Source organism: Spirosoma sp., from assembly GCF_026391055.1.
Classification (GTDB): domain Bacteria; phylum Bacteroidota; class Bacteroidia; order Cytophagales; family Spirosomataceae; genus Spirosoma.
The window spans coordinates 598,012-613,720 of the sequence record NZ_JAPLET010000030.1; the positions used below are offsets into that span (position 1 = coordinate 598,012).

The following is a 15,709-nucleotide window of genomic DNA, read 5'->3' on the forward strand; positions in this document are numbered from 1 at the left end:
CGGGAAAAGCAACAACCGGCCGATTTGCCAAACAACTGGCATAAAAACGATACATATCCGCTTATCACTCTGCTTAGACGGGCGCCCCCTGGGCCAGGTTTCGGTTTAGGCTGATTTTTATGGGCCGAGCATCAACTACCTCCCTCTCGCAGCCATGAGTTTATGCGTACGTGCAGCCCGATTGCCCAAAGCCAAAATGACTGAAAAACAAAATCCCGGCCCTGTTACCACAGCCGGGAGCGTATAACTTCAATATGTCTGTTTATTAACTGCTACACGATATGCATTCTTCAGGGTAATCCAGCGAACAGGTCATGGCTGCATGCTGCTGTTCGAGGGACGTTACCAAAGAAAACTGCCTTGGACTCCCTAATCCGTTGCCTTTTACTTGGTCAATTCTTTCGGTAACCCATATTTTCGTATCAGTTCCTTAGCTTGCTCATTTTTCTGAGGGAAGAAAACACTGTCACCAAAAACTCGAGCCAATTCCGGATTTTCGGCTACGACAAGGTTGTTACACAAAGTCATCTTATTGTCAGTTCCAGCTTTCATAAGCGAAATATACTGATTTGTCGTCTATGTATGACAAACGCCTGATAGTTCTTGTTTCGTTCAAATAGATACCACTGTCCATTATCCAATCTATATAATATGTGATTCTCTATTATCTCTGTATAAAATCGATTCAATCCCATTTAGTACTGTCTGGTGCGCGAATCGGTACTACCGGTTGCATAAACAGTAGCCAGTGGATAAGTAGACAAAAAATCAAGTGTAGCTCTTGCCACCGTAGCCAATACTTTGTCTTTATCTCCATTTCTAGAGTCTGCAAGGTCGTTCACCTGCATTGTATCACTGTCAAAATCTCCAAAGCCTAAATTATATATGTCTGTAATGCCTATGTTGCCTAGGTCCGTTCGCTCAATGAGGGCAAACTGAATCAATTTTACAATCGCTCCTTTGGGGCCTCTACTCTCAAAATAATAGGTTGTATGACTATTGAATACCTCTACGTTATAAACCTCCTGCGTCATGCTACGGTATTAGTTCAAAATAAACCCCGGCTACTCTTCAGTAACCGGGGTAACTTCATTTCATTAAGTCTAAACTTTAACTTCCACACATCTCGCAACCTTCGGGATCATCCAGCGAGCAGGTCATAGCGGCATACTGCTGTTCGAGGTCCGTTACCATCGGTACGGGTTGCGGAGTGGTGTTCTGGGCGTGCTCCTTAGCGTATTGTACGTAATCGAGTGGCTTTTCCACCGTTACGGCTTCGGCCATTACAGGCTCCAGTTGTGGCTCGGCCTGTGGCTGAACGACCGTGAACTTCACGGCGTCGGCAGCGGCTTTCGTACGAAGGTAATACATACCCGTTTTCAGACCCGCTTTCCAGGCGTAGAAGTGCATCGACGTCAGTTTGCCGAAGTTCGAATCCTGAATGTGGATGTTCAGCGACTGCGACTGGCAGATGTACGCGCCCCGATCGGCGGCCATGTCGATGATGTGCTTCTGCTTGATCTCCCAAACCGTTTTGTAGAGGTCTTTGATGTTCTGCGGAATGTTCGGAATCGCCTGGATCGAGCCGTTGGCCAGAATCAGGTTGTTCTTCATGGCATCGTTCCACAAGCCCAGCTTCACGAGGTCTTTCAGCAGGTGCTTGTTCACGACCACAAACTCGCCCGACAATACGCGACGGGTGTAGATGTTGCTCGTGTAGGGCTCAAAGCATTCGTTGTTACCCAGAATCTGCGAGGTCGAGGCCGTTGGCATCGGTGCCAGCAGCAGCGAGTTCCGAACGCCGTGCTCAACCACATCCTTGCGCAGGCTTTCCCAATCCCAGCGATTCGACTTGGGTTTTACCCCCCACATATCGAACTGGAAGATACCCTGCGAGATGGGCGACCCTTTCCAGGTCTCGTACGGACCGAATTCTTTAGCCTGCTCCATCGACGAGGTCATGGCACCAAAATAGATCGTCTCGAAAATATCTTCGTTCAGGCGACGCGCTTCCTCCGATTCAAACGGCATCCGCAGCATGATGAACGCATCGGCCAGGCCCTGCACACCCAGCCCAATTGGCCGGTGGCGCATGTTGCTCCGGCGAGCCTCTTCGACGGGGTAATAGTTGATGTCGATGATCTTGTTGAGGTTGCGGGTGGCCGTTTTGGTCACTTCATACAACTTCTGGTGATCGAACCGCATAATACCGTCCGTGCCACGGGTGATGAACTTCGGCAGCGCAATGGACGCCAGGTTACAAACGGCGATTTCGTCGGGGGCCGTGTACTCGATGATTTCGGTACACAGGTTACTCGACTTAATTGTACCGAGGTTCTTCTGGTTCGACTTCTTGTTGGCGGCATCTTTGTACAGCATGTACGGTGTGCCGGTTTCAGTTTGCGATTCCAGAATTTTGAACCACAACTCCTGCGCCTTTATCGTCCGGCGGGCACGGCCTTCGCGCTCGTACCGGGTGTACAGTTCTTCGAACTCATCGCCATAGCAATCGGCCATGCCGGGGCACTCATGCGGGCAGAACAACGACCAGACGTCGTCATCCTCTACGCGTTTCATGAACAGGTCGGGCGTCCAGAGGGCGTAGAACAGGTCGCGGGCGCGTCCTTCTTCTTTACCCGAGTTCTTTTTCAGATCCAGGAAGTCGAAAATATCGGCATGCCAGGGCTCCAGATAAATCGCGAATGAGCCTTTCCGTTTGCCACCACCCTGATCGACGTAGCGGGCGGTGTCGTTGAACACGCGCAGCATGGGTACAATGCCGTTCGATGTTCCGTTGGTGCCTTTAATATAGGTACCCGTAGCCCGAACGTTGTGAATGCTGAGGCCAATACCACCCGCCGACTGCGAGATTTTGGCCGTTTGTTTGAGCGTATCGTAAATACCATCGATGGAGTCGTCCTTCATCGTCAGCAGGAAGCAGCTCGACATCTGGGGTTTTGGCGTCCCGGCGTTGAACAGCGTTGGTGTGGCATGCGTGAACCACTTTTCCGAAAGCAGGTTGTACGTCTCGATGGCCGAGTCGATATCTTCCTGGTGAATCCCAACCGCTACCCGCATGAGCATATGCTGCGGCCGTTCGGCAATGCGGCCGTCGAGTTTCAACAGGTAGGACTTTTCGAGTGTTTTGTAGCCAAAGTAATCGTAGCCGTAATCCCGGTCGTAAATGATGGTCGAGTCCAGCAGTGCGGCATGCTGGCGAACCACGTCATACACCTCTTTGGAGATCAGGGATGCATTTTCACCGGTTTTGGGGTCTTCGTACTGATACAGTTTCTTGATGGTACCGGAGAATGATTTATTCGTTTCCTTGTGCAGGTTCGAAATGGCAATCCGGGCGGCCAGAATAGCGTAATCCGGGTGTTTGGTGGTCATCGACGCGGCTGTTTCGGCAGCCAGGTTATCGAGTTCGGTGGTTTTAACGCCATCGTAAAGACCACTAACGACCTTCACCGCTACCTCTACGGGTTGTACATAAGCGGGGTCGAGACCATAGCAAAGCTTTTCGATCCGGGCCGTGATTTTGTCGAACTTAACCGACTCCCGGCGACCATCGCGTTTGACTACAAACATGAGCGTTTGGGTTAGTTTTAATGTATGAAAAAATGATAAATTAATGCCTCAGGCAACCTGTTTTTAAGCTTCCCAAAGATACCAATTTCTCTTGTAACCTAATTGGCACAAGTATTGCATTCGGATACTTTATTAACAGGTCGACGTTCTAAAGTTCTTTCGAAATAGACGGAAAAGCAACCGGTAAGGTTCGGTGATTTTCGTGAATCGTTGAAAGGTGCAATTCTACCCGACGCGTTAAGGAATTGTTAAGTCGTCAGTGTTAAGGACTTACCAATAACCCACCGGAGAACTAGTCTAAAAATAAAAAAGATCGAATTTATTGATCGGTGCAACCGGGCTTAAGAGACCGGGTGAACCGTAGAGGAAGGCAACTTGATTTTCTAAAGTTAAAAATAAAAACCCAGTCCCGTCAAGTCTTCATCAAGCCAATATTATGCAACGGTACAGATTTAGAACGTTCATTATCAACACCTAAAAGAACCTAAAAAAGACTTGGCTATTCAACGCAAACCCCGTACCTTTGCAATCCTTTTCGGTCGGAAACCGAGAAGATGACAAGAAACTGAGATTAATCATGAAAAAGGGCATTCACCCGGACTACCGCGAAGTGGTATTCCACGACCTGTCGAGCGACTACAAATTTCTGACCCGCTCTACGGTTCAAACAAGAGATACAATCGAGTACGAAGGACAGACCTATCCGCTCGTTAAAATTGAAGTTAGCTCGCAGTCGCACCCGTTCTACACGGGTAAGAACGTACTGCTCGACACCGCCGGTCGTGTGGACAAGTTCCGCAAGCGTTACGGTACCAAAGAAAGCGCTACGCCGACCTCAACGGCTCAGTAGTCTTCTACCAGCACAAAAAAACTCCCCCGCTGCGGTCAAACGCGACGGGGGAGTTTTTTTATGTCTGATTTATCAGAACGTTGGGACATGACTATCTCAAAAAGGTAAACCGCCGTCAACACCCCTCTACTGAATCTGTGGCAGCGACCAGTTTTTTCGAATGGCCACAAGCCGGAACACGGTAATCAGAACGACAGAGGTTACGAACAGTACGGTCGGGTCAATGGGTAACGACCGGCCAAGTTGATAAAGAAGTGCTCCCGCCAGACAGGGCGTGGCGTAAAGTTGTTTGCTGAAGATAAGGGGAAGGTCGTTGACCAGTGTATCCCGAATTACCCCCCCGAACAGAGCGGAAATAACACCCAGCAGTACCGACGCCCAGCCGTTTACACCCAGCGCCAACGCTTTTTGCATACCCAGTATGGTGTAGATTCCGACCCCGAGGGTATCGAAAACGAGCAGGGGTCGTTGCAAGGTACTTAGCCACCACTTCCGGCACAGCACAGCCAGGATCACACTGCTGAGGATAACGATCAGGTAATTTGGGTCGTGTATCCAGGCAATTGGGTGAGCCCCTATAATGATGTCGCGCAGGGTACCACCGCCTACGGCCGTGACGAAGCCTATAAAAAAAAGGCCAAACAGATCGTGGTACATCTTTTTGCTCAATGCCGATAAAGCTCCCGAAATGGCAAAGACGCCCGTACCCACCAAATCCGTTATATACCAGATCGTCATAGAAAAAATAAATTTGTCAATAGTAACCTGACTAATCGAGTTGACTAATTACCGGCAAAAGAAAGCAGAAAAGCCGGTAATTTTATTTTCCTTAAGGCCCTGTACACCAGATTTAGTGATTGGTGTATCGGACCGCATGGCTCCGGCTACCCGACCCGATACAACCTAACAACAGGATAATGTTTCGCCCCGTTTAATCGTACCAATCTGCGTTCTGGCGTTCTTTGCAGCATGGCGTTTATTCAAACAGATACCTTTACACTACGGGGTTACGAGTGTGATGCCTTCGGGCGGATGAGCCTACCGGCGTTGATGAACCTAATGCAGGAGTCAGCTAACCGAAATGCGATTGACTACGGCATTGGTATTGCCGATTTGGGCCAAAAGGGCTTTGGCTGGATGCTCATGCGTTTTTGCCTGCGAATGCACCAATACCCGCGCTACGGCGATACGATTCGGTTGATGACCTACCCTACCACGGTGGAGAAGTACTTCATTCACCGCGACTTTCGGGTGCTGGCCGAAGACGGAACCTTACTAGCCGATGCAGGCAGCATCTGGCTGGTGTTCAGCATGGAAAAACGAAGCATGGTGCCCCTTCCCGATTTTATCCGGCAGTTGAGTCCGCCCACCAACGTTGAGCCACTGCCTCTGCTGCCCCTTAAACCTGATTTCCAGACATTACCGTTTAGCCCGTCAGAAACCAGGCCGGTTGAGGTGGGTTGGCTGAGCATCGACCAGAATCAGCACGTCAACAATGTGGCGTATGTGCAGTGGCTGATCGAATCCATAAACACCGATACACTACAAACGCGGGAAATTGCCGAAATTGATTTAGTTTACAGGACCGAAAGCCATTGGCACGATTGGCTGGACGTACAGACTGCCACTGAAACGGGCGACACGCTATTGCACCGAATTGTTCAAACCGAATCGGGTAAAGATGTGATTCTGGCCAGAAGCCGATGGCGTTAATTTCCAAGACAACCATGACTACTTCATCAACTACCCAAACCCTCGACGCCGTGCTGGACGGCCTCATGAGCCGATACAGTGAACGCGTTCCCGATGTTCACAAAGTAACTGACGCCATGATCGCTGCGGGGATTATTCAGTCGGCAGAGGAGATCGAGAACGACCACATTGCCTTTCGGACAATGGGCGTACCGAATTTAGGGCTGGCTTCGTTCGGGAAGATTTTTTCGCATTACGGCTACGAACGACGGGACGAGTTCAACTTCACCGGCAAGAAACTAACGGCTTATTGGTATAGCCCTCCGCAGCCGCATTACCCGCGCATATTTGTTAGTGAACTGCGCGTGCATGAGCTGTCGGACGAAGCGCAGCGCATCATTCACAAGTACACGGATACCGTGACGAGCGACCCCGTCGACTCGCTGGATCTGGACGATGCCGAAGCCGTCGACCGCTTTTTGCACCAACCCCTCTGGCAAACGCCCACGCTGGCCGACTACCAAACCCTGCTCGCCGAGAGTGAGTATGCCGCCTGGGTGATTTATAACCGTTATTACCTTAACCATTTTACCATCAGCGTACACAACCTCAAGCCAGGGTACAACACCATCGACGAGTTTGTGGCTTTTCTGGAAAGTAGCGGTTTACGGCTCAACTCGGCTGGCGGAACCATCAAAATCAGTCCAGATGGTGGTCTACGGCAGGCGTCTACCGTGGCCCAGATGATCGACGCTGAATTTGCCGGTGGCGACGTATTCCGAATTGCGGGCTCGTACGTGGAGTTTGCGGAACGTCGTGTGCTGCCCGAATTTCAGCACCTCCCCACCGACCAGATCACCCGCCAGCACCGACGCGAAGGTTTTGAAACAGGTAATGCCGACAAGATTTTCGAGAGTACGTTTACCACCCAAACGGGTAGATAGCTTATCGTATTCGGTTTACGATATTTGGTTGCCTGACATCCGTAAACTGTAAACCGAATACGCCAAAACTCTTCACTCCATGAATACAAAATCTACGCTGTTATTTGTCGTTCTGCTCCTTTGCAATCTTGTTTCATTGGCGCAAAAGCCTGCTCCGGTGGGTTTGCAGTTGTATAGTTTCCGAACTCAGTTTGCGAAAGATGTACCGGGAACAATGGCTAAAGTGAAGGAGATGGGCTTTCGGGAGGCCGAAATTGCCGGAACCTATGGCCTTAGCTTAACCGACTTCCGCAAGTTGCTGGATCAAAACGGGATCAAAGCCATCAGTACGGGAGCGAGTTTTGAGGACCTGGATAACAATGTACCCAAGGTACTGGCCGAAGCCAAAGCGCTGGGGGCGAAGTACGTAGTCTGCACCTGGATTCCCCACGCTACCGATGCCCTGACGCTGTACGAAGCCGACCGGGCTATCGACGTGTTCAACACCGCCGGAAAACTACTGGCCGAAAACGGGATTACATTCTGTTACCACAACCACGGCTACGAATTTCAAACTTACAAAGACGGCACCTTCTTCGACTACCTGGCCGAAAACCTCGACCCGAAATCTGTCTATTTCGAAATGGATGTGTTCTGGGTCAAGGCCCCCGGTTATGATCCGGTAGCCCTCCTGCAGAAATACCCCAAGCGGTTCCTGCTCATGCACCTGAAAGACCGCAAACCCGGCACCCCCGACAGCAACAACGGCCGCTCGGATGTGGAATCGAACGTGACCCTTGGGCAAGGCGACGTCGGTATTGCCGCGATCATGAAACAGGCCAAAAAATCGGGGGTAAAGCATTTCTTCATCGAAGACGAGTCATCCCGTTCGATGGAGCAGATGGTGCCCAGTCTGAACTTCTTATCCAGCCTGAAATAGTTGAGGCAACCGGCGAGCAACCTGCTCAATATCGTCCGGCTCATGAAACGCACTAATTACGATGCGTGTGTTGGCCCGGTCGGCAGCGGTTGGGTACGCAAACGAGTAAATCAGAATTTTGTGGTCAAGCAGTTGCGCGTACAGTTCATCGTGTTCGGTATAGAACACCGGGTAACCCATAGCATGTCGAAATAAGCCGGATGGCAGCAAGCGTTCTTCGGCCAGGCGAATATTGTGCTGGAGTTGCTCCTGCCGTTCGGCATATAAGCTATCGGCACGCAGATAGGCATCCAGACAAGCCGGAGCCATGGGCGAGCAGGCGCCAAAAAAGGCCGTTTCGCGGAGATTGGCTATTGTTTCGGCATCCGAGAAAACGGCCCCGCCAGGCAAGCCCATGGCTTTCGCCAGCGAGGCCGTGACAAGGATACGAATCGGTCCGCTCCGGCGGTTCTGCAATGAAGAAAGCTGCGGCCAGATACCCCGCCCGTTATTCAACACCCCTATTCCATGCGAATCGTCGACAACCAGCGTAATCGATCTGTCGTCGGGGAGGTCGTTTATCCAGGCGAAATCGTAATAATCCGAGCAGACCGCTTCGAGGGAGTTCATTAAAATAGCCACCGGTCCGGCGTCGAGCGCCTGTAGCTGGGTGGGTAACTGGGCCGTCCAGTCCGGAAATGACAGTTTCGGCAGTTCAACCACCGGTGCGTGCCAGAGAGCCGGATGCGCACCAGGCGCATACACGAACGTAGTCTGCTCCCGGCGCAGCCAGTTGACAATAACCTGCCCGGCCATCATACCCGACGAGAGCGTGAGCGCGGCTCCGGCACCGGTTCGTGCCGCAAGTTTGGCTTCGGCCTCTTCGTAAACGCCGAGTCGTAGATTCCCATTCCGGGAACTACCGAAAACCGTCCCGTATCGGCTCATGCTTTGCGCCACCAGCTGTTGAAAACCGGGGTGCTGGGGCATCCCGAGGTAGGCAGTGCCGCTAAAGAAAAGGTAATCCGTACCGTTATGGGCGATGGTCCGGTTCGGCAGGTGGTCGATGTGGATACGTTCGTTCATTTGCTTGCCAGCAGGTTCACACCAGTCCCATTTTCAGTCGCATACATAACGCGGCCATCTTCGAATGTAACGCCCGTTGCCGGATCGTTTCCAATGAGCATGGCCCCATCCAGATCAGCATAATCGAGTAGTGGCAGCAATTGCGCAATAGCCGATATTCCCACGCTCGATTCGGTCATGCAGCCAACCATGACACGCAGGCCTAATTCACGGGCACGGCTGATCATCCGCCGGGCGGGGGTCAGGCCACCACATTTTGTTAATTTTATATTGACGCCATGGAAGTACCCCGCGCAACGGTCAACATCGCTCTCGACAATACAGCTTTCATCGGCAATAATTGGTAAGGTACTTTGCTCATACACTTGCTTTGCACCGGCCCAATCGTCGGCAGGAAGTGGCTGTTCGATAAATTCGACACCCAATTCCTGCAATACCCGCGATTTACGAATGGCGTCGGCCGCTGTCCAGCCGCAGTTGGCATCGACCCGAAAAACCGCATCGGTATGCTCACGTAGCGTGGTAACAAGGGTTATGTCTTTTTCTGGCCGACCTAACTTGATCTTGTACAGTGGCCACGGGCGTTCCTGCATTTTTTCGACCATCCGTTCGGGCGTGTCGAGGCCAATGGTATAATCCGTCAGGGGCGCGTTGGCCGGGTCCAGGTTCCAGAGTTTATACAAGGGCTGTTGCTGCTGCTTGCCCCATAAATCCCAGGCGGCCTGATCGAGCGCACAGAGGGCAAATGGGTTTTGCGACAGATGCGGCTGCACATCGGCCCAGAACGTTTCAGGATTGGTCAGAGAATAGCTTTCGATGGTGTCTCGGAGGGCTTCGAGAGCGGCCACCATACCGTCAATCGTGATGCCATAATAACGGGTTGCGGTAGCTTCGCCAAAGCCGCTGTACCCACCGTCCCGCAGCTCGACTAGCAGGGTTGGCTGTACGTCGCGGCTATCGTGCGCAATGGTAAAGGTATGATTCAGGCGAAGATCGACCCGATGAAAAAGCAATTGCATACCGCAAAGGTAGGGAAAAGAGGGAAAAGGGAGGAGGGGGAGGAAGGAGACGAGGGGAAACCAGGAGGTGCCCCACTCCTCCCTTTTCCGTAACTGATACGCAGAAGTAGCGATTGAACTGTTATCTTTGTGTATTACTTCGATTTAGCAATTCTCCCGCTATGAAATTTGGCGTTGTTGTTTTTCCCGGTTCCAACTGCGATCAGGACGCAGTCGATGCACTGGAACTGATGGACCAGGAAGTCGTAAAACTCTGGCATAAAGATCATGATCTGCAAGGCTGCGATTTCATTATCCTGCCGGGCGGTTTCTCCTATGGCGACTATCTCCGGACGGGTGCCGTGGCGCGTTTTTCGCCCATCATGAACGAGGTGATTGCCCACGCCAACCGGGGCGGTTACCTGATGGGTATCTGCAACGGTTTCCAGATTCTGGCCGAAGCCCGGCTAGTACCGGGTGTTTTGCTGCAAAACAGCAGTCAGAAATACGTTTGTAAGAACATTTACCTGAAACCCGAATCGACGGACGCGCTGCTGACGGCGGGTCTTGATAAACCTGCTTATAAAATACCCATCGCTCACGGTGATGGCCGGTACTTTGCCGACGCCGATACGCTGAAAGCATTGAATGATAACAACCAGGTGCTATTCCGATATTGCGACGAAAACGGTATCGTTACCGAAGCATCTAACGCCAACGGAAGTCTGGAAAATATTGCGGGCGTAACCAATAAAAACAAGAACGTTTTTGGTATGATGCCCCACCCCGAACGGGCCGCCGACTCTGTCCTCGGCAATACCGACGGTCGGCTTATTCTGGAGCAGATTCTGAAGGCAGTGTTGGTATAAGTAGTGAGGAGTCAGAAGCGAGGAGTGAGGATGGCTGGCGCACACTGTGCTACCGGATGGCTCCTCACTCCTCGCTTCTGACTCCTCACTACTTAAAATACTTATGCCTTCACTTCTTCCAGCACCGGATAATCCGTGTATCCTTTTTCGCCGGGGGTATAGAAAGTCGAGAAATCGGGTTGGTTTAGTTCGGCGCCGGTTTTCAGACGTTCCACCAGATCGGGGTTGGCAATAAATGGCCGACCGATAGCGATCAAATCGGCTTTTCCACTCGTCAGGGCCTCTTCTGCCCGCTCGGCATCGTAGCCTCCGCTCAGAATCAGCGAACCTTTGTAGTTTTCCCGAATGGCTTCTACAATCGCCGGATCAACCGCTGGTGCGCCCATCGACTCATGGTCGACAAGATGCACGTACACGACATAATCTGACAATTTTTGGGCTACGTAATGGTAGATCTTATCGTCGTCCGGTGAGTAGGGCATATCGTTGAATACACCATAAGGCGATAGGCGAATACCCGTCTTCTCTTTGCCAATAGCGGCCGAAATCTGTTCGGCAATTTCCAGGGCAAAGCGGGCATTGTTTTCGGCTGAGCCACCGTACTCGTCGGTGCGCTGGTTGGTGGTTGAGCGCAGAAACTGCTCGACCAGGTAGCCGTTTGCGCCGTGAATCTCTACGCCGTCGAAACCAGCTTCAACAGCATTTTTAGCCGCCTGGACAAACTCCTGAACCGTCTGTTTTACCTCGTCCGTTGTTAGAGCACGTGGGGTTGGGTGGTCGAGCATACCGTCTGTATCGGTGTAGATCTGCCCGGCGGCAGCAATGGCCGAGGGCGCGATAACTTCACCATTTTCGTGCATGTTAACGGGGTGTCCAACACGTCCGCTGTGCATCAGTTGGGCAAAGATTTTGCCGCCTTTGGCATGAACCGCATCGGTAACATTCTTCCATCCGGCTATCTGCTGTTTAGTGTAAATACCCGGAACACGGGCGTAGCCATTTCCGTTGGGTGAAGGCGCGATGCCTTCCGTTATGATCAAACCGGCCGATGCCCGTTGTTCATAATACGTAGTCATTATGTCGGTTACGGCGTGATCGGTCGTGGCGCGGTTCCGGGTCATTGGAGCCATAACAAGGTGGTTCTGAAGTGTCAGGTCACCCAGCGTAGCCGCCGAAAAAAGTTTTTGTGCCATTGATAGGGTCCGTATATCTACGGGTTTGGTTTTCATGTACGAACAGAAAACCAAACCAAATATTTAAAAGTTTAAATGTTTTTGAGAAAATTTTATGTCAGTTTAGACAGGAAGTCCGACAACTGCCGTGTCGTGTTCTTATTCAGACGTAGATAGACATTCCTTCCTTCTTTAGCCGCGATCACTAATTCACTCTCTGTTAACAGCCTGACATGGTGAGAAACACAGGGTTGGGAGAGGCCGGTCAATTCCTGAATATCAGAAGGCGTCATGCTTTCGCGCTGGGCCAATTCCAGTAAAATCGAGAGCCGGTATTTATCGGCAATAGCACCGGTTGCCTTCTCGCATGATTTAGAATCCATATTACAAACGTAACCAAAAACAGGTTGTTTAGGTGTGTTTCAGTGATCAATACCAGCCGTTAACGGATTTTGTGGTTTGACAACTAATAAATAACTGCATCGGCATAAATTACTCATTCGATAAGCCTTTTCATGAAATAATTGGATAACCTTCTTCTTAGTTCAGGAGTTGATAAAAGCAGAACTAAATTCTCAACGTACTATGGAAACGCAGCAACGATTGCAGGGAAAGAAGGTGGCGATTCTGCTAACCGATGGCTTTGAACAGGTCGAAATGACCGAACCCCGCAAAGCATTACAGGAAGCTGGTGCCACTACGCACTTGATTGCCCCAAATGGCGGTGAGGTGAAAGGATGGGACGAAACCGAATGGGGCGATAGCTTCCCGGTTGACCTACCGCTGGCCGGTGCCGACCCAAATCAATATGACGCCCTACTTTTGCCGGGTGGCGTAATGAACCCGGATACGCTCCGTACAGAGCCTAAAGCTGTGCAATTTGTCCGGCACTTTTTTGAATCGCACAAGCCGGTAGCTGCCATTTGCCACGCGCCTATTATGCTCATTGAAGCCGGTGTGGTGAACGGGCGTAAGCTTACCTCCTATCCGTCGATCAAGACAGATCTCATCAATGCCGGTGCCAACTGGGTCGATGAAGAAGTGGTTACGGATCAGGGGCTGGTGACGAGCCGCAAACCCGACGATATTCCCGCATTCAACCGCAAAATGATCGAGGAAATACGGGAAGGCAAGCACCAGGGTCAACACGCATAACGAATTGATGAACACATCGGACCGCCGAAGCGGAGACCGGAGAACACAAAGAGAATAAAACTCTGTGTTCTCCGGTCTCCGCTTCGGCGGTCCGATGTGTTCATTACCTGTTTTTAACCAAATACGGTATCTCTTACCAAAACGTATCTTTTGTAGTTTGTATACCTAATGTAAAGGGCTACTCACCAAAACTACACGAGAATGCGTACTCTCTATTGGCTGCTGGCTTGCGGCCTTTTGGCGCAAACCAGCTTTGCCCAGCTTACTACCTTACCATTCTACAAGCCTACGCCCGTTAAAAGCGATTGGCTCATAACGCCCGTTACCCAGAAAGCTGGGGTTTTTCAGACCAACGGCGGCAAGGATTTAGTGTTAGCCAATGGCCTGATCAGTCGCCGGTTTCGGATTAGTCCTAATGTGGCAACGGTCGATTTTCAAAATTTATCCACCAATGAACAGTTCATCCGGGCAGTAGGTCCCGAAGCGCGGGTGAACTTAAACGGAAAAACCTACGCCGTTGGCGGACTGTATGGCCAGAAAGAGCGGGCCTATCTGCGCGAAGAATGGCTCGATGGGTTTACCGCCAATCAAACTGATTTTCAATACACATCCTTTAGCGTTTCTCCGATACAGCCGTATATCAACTGGCAATCCCGTACATGGACACTGAACCGGAAGCAGCCTACCGGTCAGGAACTTACCCTGCATTTTGCCTCGAAACAGCCCGATTTACAGGGCGTCGACGTTGCGGTTCACTACGCACTTTACGATGGACTGCCGGTACTCAGCAAGTGGGTGACCATCTCAAATAAAACGCAGAAAGGGCTTCACATCAACCAAGTCGTCAATGAAATTCTGGCCACGCCGGAAGAAGAGTCGGCAGTGGTGGGTAAACCGGAGCAGATGAAGAAGCCTCAGCGCATCTACATCGAGAATAACTTCGCCTTCAACAACGCCATGCGGTATGATCTCTCCGACCAGGCCACGCATTGGAAAACGGATTCACTCTATACCTCACAGGTGAATTATAATTACGAAACGCCCTGCGTGCTCGAAGTTTACCCCGGCCTCGGCGTTGGCATCGAAGCCGAGCCGGGGCAGACGTACACGTCCATCCGCACGTTTGAACTGCTGCTGGATGGCTACGACCGGGAGCGAAACGGGCTGGCGCGTCGGCAATTCTATAAAACCGTTACGCCCTGGACAAGCCAGAATCCCATTTTCATGCACCTCGTCAGCACCGATCCGGCTATCGTGAAGCGGGCCATTGACCAGTGCGTCGAAACGGGTTACGAGATGGTCATTCTGAGTTTCGGCAGTGGCCTGAACATGGAAGACGCCAGCGACACGAACATTAGGAAATTCAAGGAACTGGCCGATTACGCCCACGCAAAAGGTATTTTACTGGGTGGTTACTCGCTGTTCAGCAGCCGCCGGATTGACGACGAGAATGACGTGATCGACCCAAAAACCGGCCTCCCAGACAAAGGGGCTTTTTTCGGCAACGCGCCTTGTCTGGCCAGCCAGTGGGGCATCAATTACCTCAACAGCCTGAAGAAGTTCATCACCGAGACGGGCTTCGACTTACTCGAACACGACGGCCCCTACCCCGGCGATGTGTGTGCCTCGACCAAACACCCCGGCCATAAGGGGCTGCACGATTCGCAATGGGTGCAGATGGAAATGCAGAAGGGTTTCTACCGATTTCTGAATGAAAAAGGCGTGTACATTAACGCGCCCGACTGGTATTTTATGGATGGCACCAACAAGATTGCCCTGGGCTATCGTGAGGTTAATTTCTCACTCTCCCGCGAGCAGCAGAAACTCCTGAACCGCCAAAACATCTTCGACGGTACCTGGGAGAAAACGCCCACGATGGGCTGGGGCTTTGTGCCCCTCACCAAGTACCAGGGCGGTGGCCCCGAAGCCGTACTGGAACCCCTCAGCGAACACCTGACCGACTATAAACAGCTGATGATGCAATATTACGGCGCGGGTGTGCAGGCCTGCTACCGGGGCCCACGACTCTACGATACCGATGCCACTAAACAAACCGTAACGGAAGTCATCAATTGGTACAAAAAGTACCGTACCATCCTCAACGCCGACCTGATCCACCTCCGCCGGGCCGACGGCCGCGACTGGGATGGCTTCATGCACGTCAGCCCAACGGGTAAAGAGAAAGGGTTAGTCATGCTCTTCAACCCGCTAAAAACGAAGGTCACCCGCATCATCAAACTGCCGCTGTATTATACCGGCCTGCGCGAAACGGCGATGATTCGTCAGGGCGAAGGCAAAGCCAAGATGTACAAGCTAAACCGGAATTACGAAATTGAACTAACCGTAGAGATTGAGCCGGAGAGTTACGGCTGGTGGGTTGTGGAGTAAGAAAGTATATAACCGCCGTTAACTAAAACGCTGTCAACACCCTAAGAGCGGAATCAGTAGGTTTGT

The 15,709-nt window shown here is 51.5% G+C and carries 15 protein-coding genes; 7 read left to right on the forward strand and 8 right to left on the reverse strand.

The features are described 5' to 3' along the window. Nucleotides 1-384: 384 nt before the first annotated feature. The 3 genes from NT073_RS31500 to NT073_RS31510 all read right to left on the reverse strand — a co-directional run bounded on the left by NT073_RS31500 (nt 385) and on the right by NT073_RS31510 (nt 3,591). Nucleotides 385-552: a hypothetical protein gene (locus NT073_RS31500; RefSeq protein WP_297382058.1), complete on the reverse strand. Its 168-nt coding sequence runs from the start codon at nt 550-552 to the stop codon at nt 385-387. 143 nt (nt 553-695) lie between these two features. After that, nucleotides 696-1,034, reverse strand: coding sequence for a hypothetical protein (locus NT073_RS31505; RefSeq protein WP_297382060.1), 339 nt, complete (start codon nt 1,032-1,034; stop codon nt 696-698). Between the two features lie 76 nt (nt 1,035-1,110). Continuing rightward, nucleotides 1,111-3,591, reverse strand: a complete 2,481-nt coding sequence (locus NT073_RS31510) for a ribonucleoside-diphosphate reductase subunit alpha (RefSeq protein ID WP_297382062.1) — start codon at nt 3,589-3,591, stop codon at nt 1,111-1,113. 577 nt (nt 3,592-4,168) lie between these two features. Between NT073_RS31510 and NT073_RS31515 the strand changes: the two genes are divergently transcribed. After that, nucleotides 4,169-4,441, forward strand: coding sequence for a type B 50S ribosomal protein L31 (locus NT073_RS31515; RefSeq protein WP_012930801.1), 273 nt, complete (start codon nt 4,169-4,171; stop codon nt 4,439-4,441). 126 nt (nt 4,442-4,567) lie between these two features. Here the strand turns inward: NT073_RS31515 and NT073_RS31520 are convergent, their stop codons facing one another. Continuing rightward, on the reverse strand, nt 4,568-5,179 hold the full coding sequence (locus NT073_RS31520; protein WP_297382064.1) for a trimeric intracellular cation channel family protein: 612 nt from the start codon (nt 5,177-5,179) through the stop codon (nt 4,568-4,570). A gap of 231 nt (nt 5,180-5,410) precedes the next feature. Between NT073_RS31520 and NT073_RS31525 the strand changes: the two genes are divergently transcribed. From NT073_RS31525 to NT073_RS31535, 3 genes are all read left to right on the forward strand, one after another. Next, nucleotides 5,411-6,154, forward strand: a complete 744-nt coding sequence (locus NT073_RS31525; RefSeq protein WP_297382066.1) for an acyl-ACP thioesterase domain-containing protein — start codon at nt 5,411-5,413, stop codon at nt 6,152-6,154. Nucleotides 6,155-6,168: 14 nt separating this feature from the next. Beyond that, nucleotides 6,169-7,077: a DUF1338 domain-containing protein gene (locus NT073_RS31530; protein WP_297382068.1), complete on the forward strand. Its 909-nt coding sequence runs from the start codon at nt 6,169-6,171 to the stop codon at nt 7,075-7,077. Between the two features lie 79 nt (nt 7,078-7,156). Then, nucleotides 7,157-7,996 carry a sugar phosphate isomerase/epimerase gene (locus NT073_RS31535; RefSeq protein ID WP_297382069.1) on the forward strand — a complete coding sequence of 280 codons (840 nt, stop codon included), beginning with the start codon at nt 7,157-7,159 and terminating at the stop codon, nt 7,994-7,996. Here NT073_RS31535 and NT073_RS31540 read toward each other — a convergent pair. Continuing rightward, the gene (locus tag NT073_RS31540; RefSeq protein ID WP_297382071.1) at nt 7,979-9,061 is read right to left on the reverse strand and encodes an aminotransferase class I/II-fold pyridoxal phosphate-dependent enzyme; all 1,083 of its coding nucleotides are present in this window, start codon (nt 9,059-9,061) and stop codon (nt 7,979-7,981) included. The genes NT073_RS31535 and NT073_RS31540 overlap by 18 nt on opposite strands. Further along, entirely contained in the window at nt 9,058-10,080 is a 1,023-nt protein-coding gene (locus tag NT073_RS31545) for a dipeptide epimerase (RefSeq protein ID WP_297382072.1), read from the reverse strand. The genes NT073_RS31540 and NT073_RS31545 overlap by 4 nt, the downstream gene beginning before the upstream one ends. A gap of 161 nt (nt 10,081-10,241) precedes the next feature. On the opposite strand from NT073_RS31545, the gene purQ reads away from it, so the two are divergent. Continuing rightward, the gene (purQ, locus tag NT073_RS31550) at nt 10,242-10,928 is read left to right on the forward strand and encodes a phosphoribosylformylglycinamidine synthase subunit PurQ (protein WP_297382073.1); all 687 of its coding nucleotides are present in this window, start codon (nt 10,242-10,244) and stop codon (nt 10,926-10,928) included. A 101-nt stretch (nt 10,929-11,029) separates the two neighbouring features. On the opposite strand, the gene NT073_RS31555 is transcribed toward purQ, so the two are convergent. Then, on the reverse strand, nt 11,030-12,121 hold the full coding sequence (locus NT073_RS31555; protein ID WP_297382074.1) for an alkene reductase: 1,092 nt from the start codon (nt 12,119-12,121) through the stop codon (nt 11,030-11,032). Between the two features lie 92 nt (nt 12,122-12,213). After that, nucleotides 12,214-12,483, reverse strand: a complete 270-nt coding sequence (locus NT073_RS31560; protein WP_012930789.1) for a metalloregulator ArsR/SmtB family transcription factor — start codon at nt 12,481-12,483, stop codon at nt 12,214-12,216. Nucleotides 12,484-12,685: 202 nt separating this feature from the next. Between NT073_RS31560 and NT073_RS31565 the strand changes: the two genes are divergently transcribed. Both NT073_RS31565 and NT073_RS31570 read left to right on the forward strand, forming a co-directional pair. After that, entirely contained in the window at nt 12,686-13,255 is a 570-nt protein-coding gene (locus tag NT073_RS31565) for a type 1 glutamine amidotransferase domain-containing protein (RefSeq protein ID WP_297382076.1), read from the forward strand. Nucleotides 13,256-13,456: 201 nt separating this feature from the next. Next, nucleotides 13,457-15,643 (forward strand): alpha-galactosidase, encoded by a 2,187-nt coding sequence (locus NT073_RS31570; protein ID WP_297382077.1) that lies wholly within the window; start codon nt 13,457-13,459, stop codon nt 15,641-15,643. Nucleotides 15,644-15,709 lie beyond the last annotated feature (66 nt).

Excerpts from the sequence above, each read along its gene's own strand:
- NT073_RS31500 (WP_297382058.1), bottom strand. The coding sequence starts at position 552 with ATGAAAGCTGGAACTGACAATAAGATGACTTTGTGTAACAACCTTGTC.
- NT073_RS31505 (WP_297382060.1), bottom strand. The coding sequence starts at position 1,034 with ATGACGCAGGAGGTTTATAACGTAGAGGTATTCAATAGTCATACAACC.
- NT073_RS31510 (WP_297382062.1), bottom strand. The coding sequence starts at position 3,591 with ATGTTTGTAGTCAAACGCGATGGTCGCCGGGAGTCGGTTAAGTTCGAC.
- NT073_RS31515 (WP_012930801.1), top strand. The coding sequence starts at position 4,169 with ATGAAAAAGGGCATTCACCCGGACTACCGCGAAGTGGTATTCCACGAC.
- NT073_RS31520 (WP_297382064.1), bottom strand. The coding sequence starts at position 5,179 with ATGACGATCTGGTATATAACGGATTTGGTGGGTACGGGCGTCTTTGCC.
- NT073_RS31525 (WP_297382066.1), top strand. The coding sequence starts at position 5,411 with ATGGCGTTTATTCAAACAGATACCTTTACACTACGGGGTTACGAGTGT.
- NT073_RS31530 (WP_297382068.1), top strand. The coding sequence starts at position 6,169 with ATGACTACTTCATCAACTACCCAAACCCTCGACGCCGTGCTGGACGGC.
- NT073_RS31535 (WP_297382069.1), top strand. The coding sequence starts at position 7,157 with ATGAATACAAAATCTACGCTGTTATTTGTCGTTCTGCTCCTTTGCAAT.
- NT073_RS31540 (WP_297382071.1), bottom strand. The coding sequence starts at position 9,061 with ATGAACGAACGTATCCACATCGACCACCTGCCGAACCGGACCATCGCC.
- NT073_RS31545 (WP_297382072.1), bottom strand. The coding sequence starts at position 10,080 with ATGCAATTGCTTTTTCATCGGGTCGATCTTCGCCTGAATCATACCTTT.
- purQ (WP_297382073.1), top strand. The coding sequence starts at position 10,242 with ATGAAATTTGGCGTTGTTGTTTTTCCCGGTTCCAACTGCGATCAGGAC.
- NT073_RS31555 (WP_297382074.1), bottom strand. The coding sequence starts at position 12,121 with ATGGCACAAAAACTTTTTTCGGCGGCTACGCTGGGTGACCTGACACTT.
- NT073_RS31560 (WP_012930789.1), bottom strand. The coding sequence starts at position 12,483 with ATGGATTCTAAATCATGCGAGAAGGCAACCGGTGCTATTGCCGATAAA.
- NT073_RS31565 (WP_297382076.1), top strand. The coding sequence starts at position 12,686 with ATGGAAACGCAGCAACGATTGCAGGGAAAGAAGGTGGCGATTCTGCTA.
- NT073_RS31570 (WP_297382077.1), top strand. The coding sequence starts at position 13,457 with ATGCGTACTCTCTATTGGCTGCTGGCTTGCGGCCTTTTGGCGCAAACC.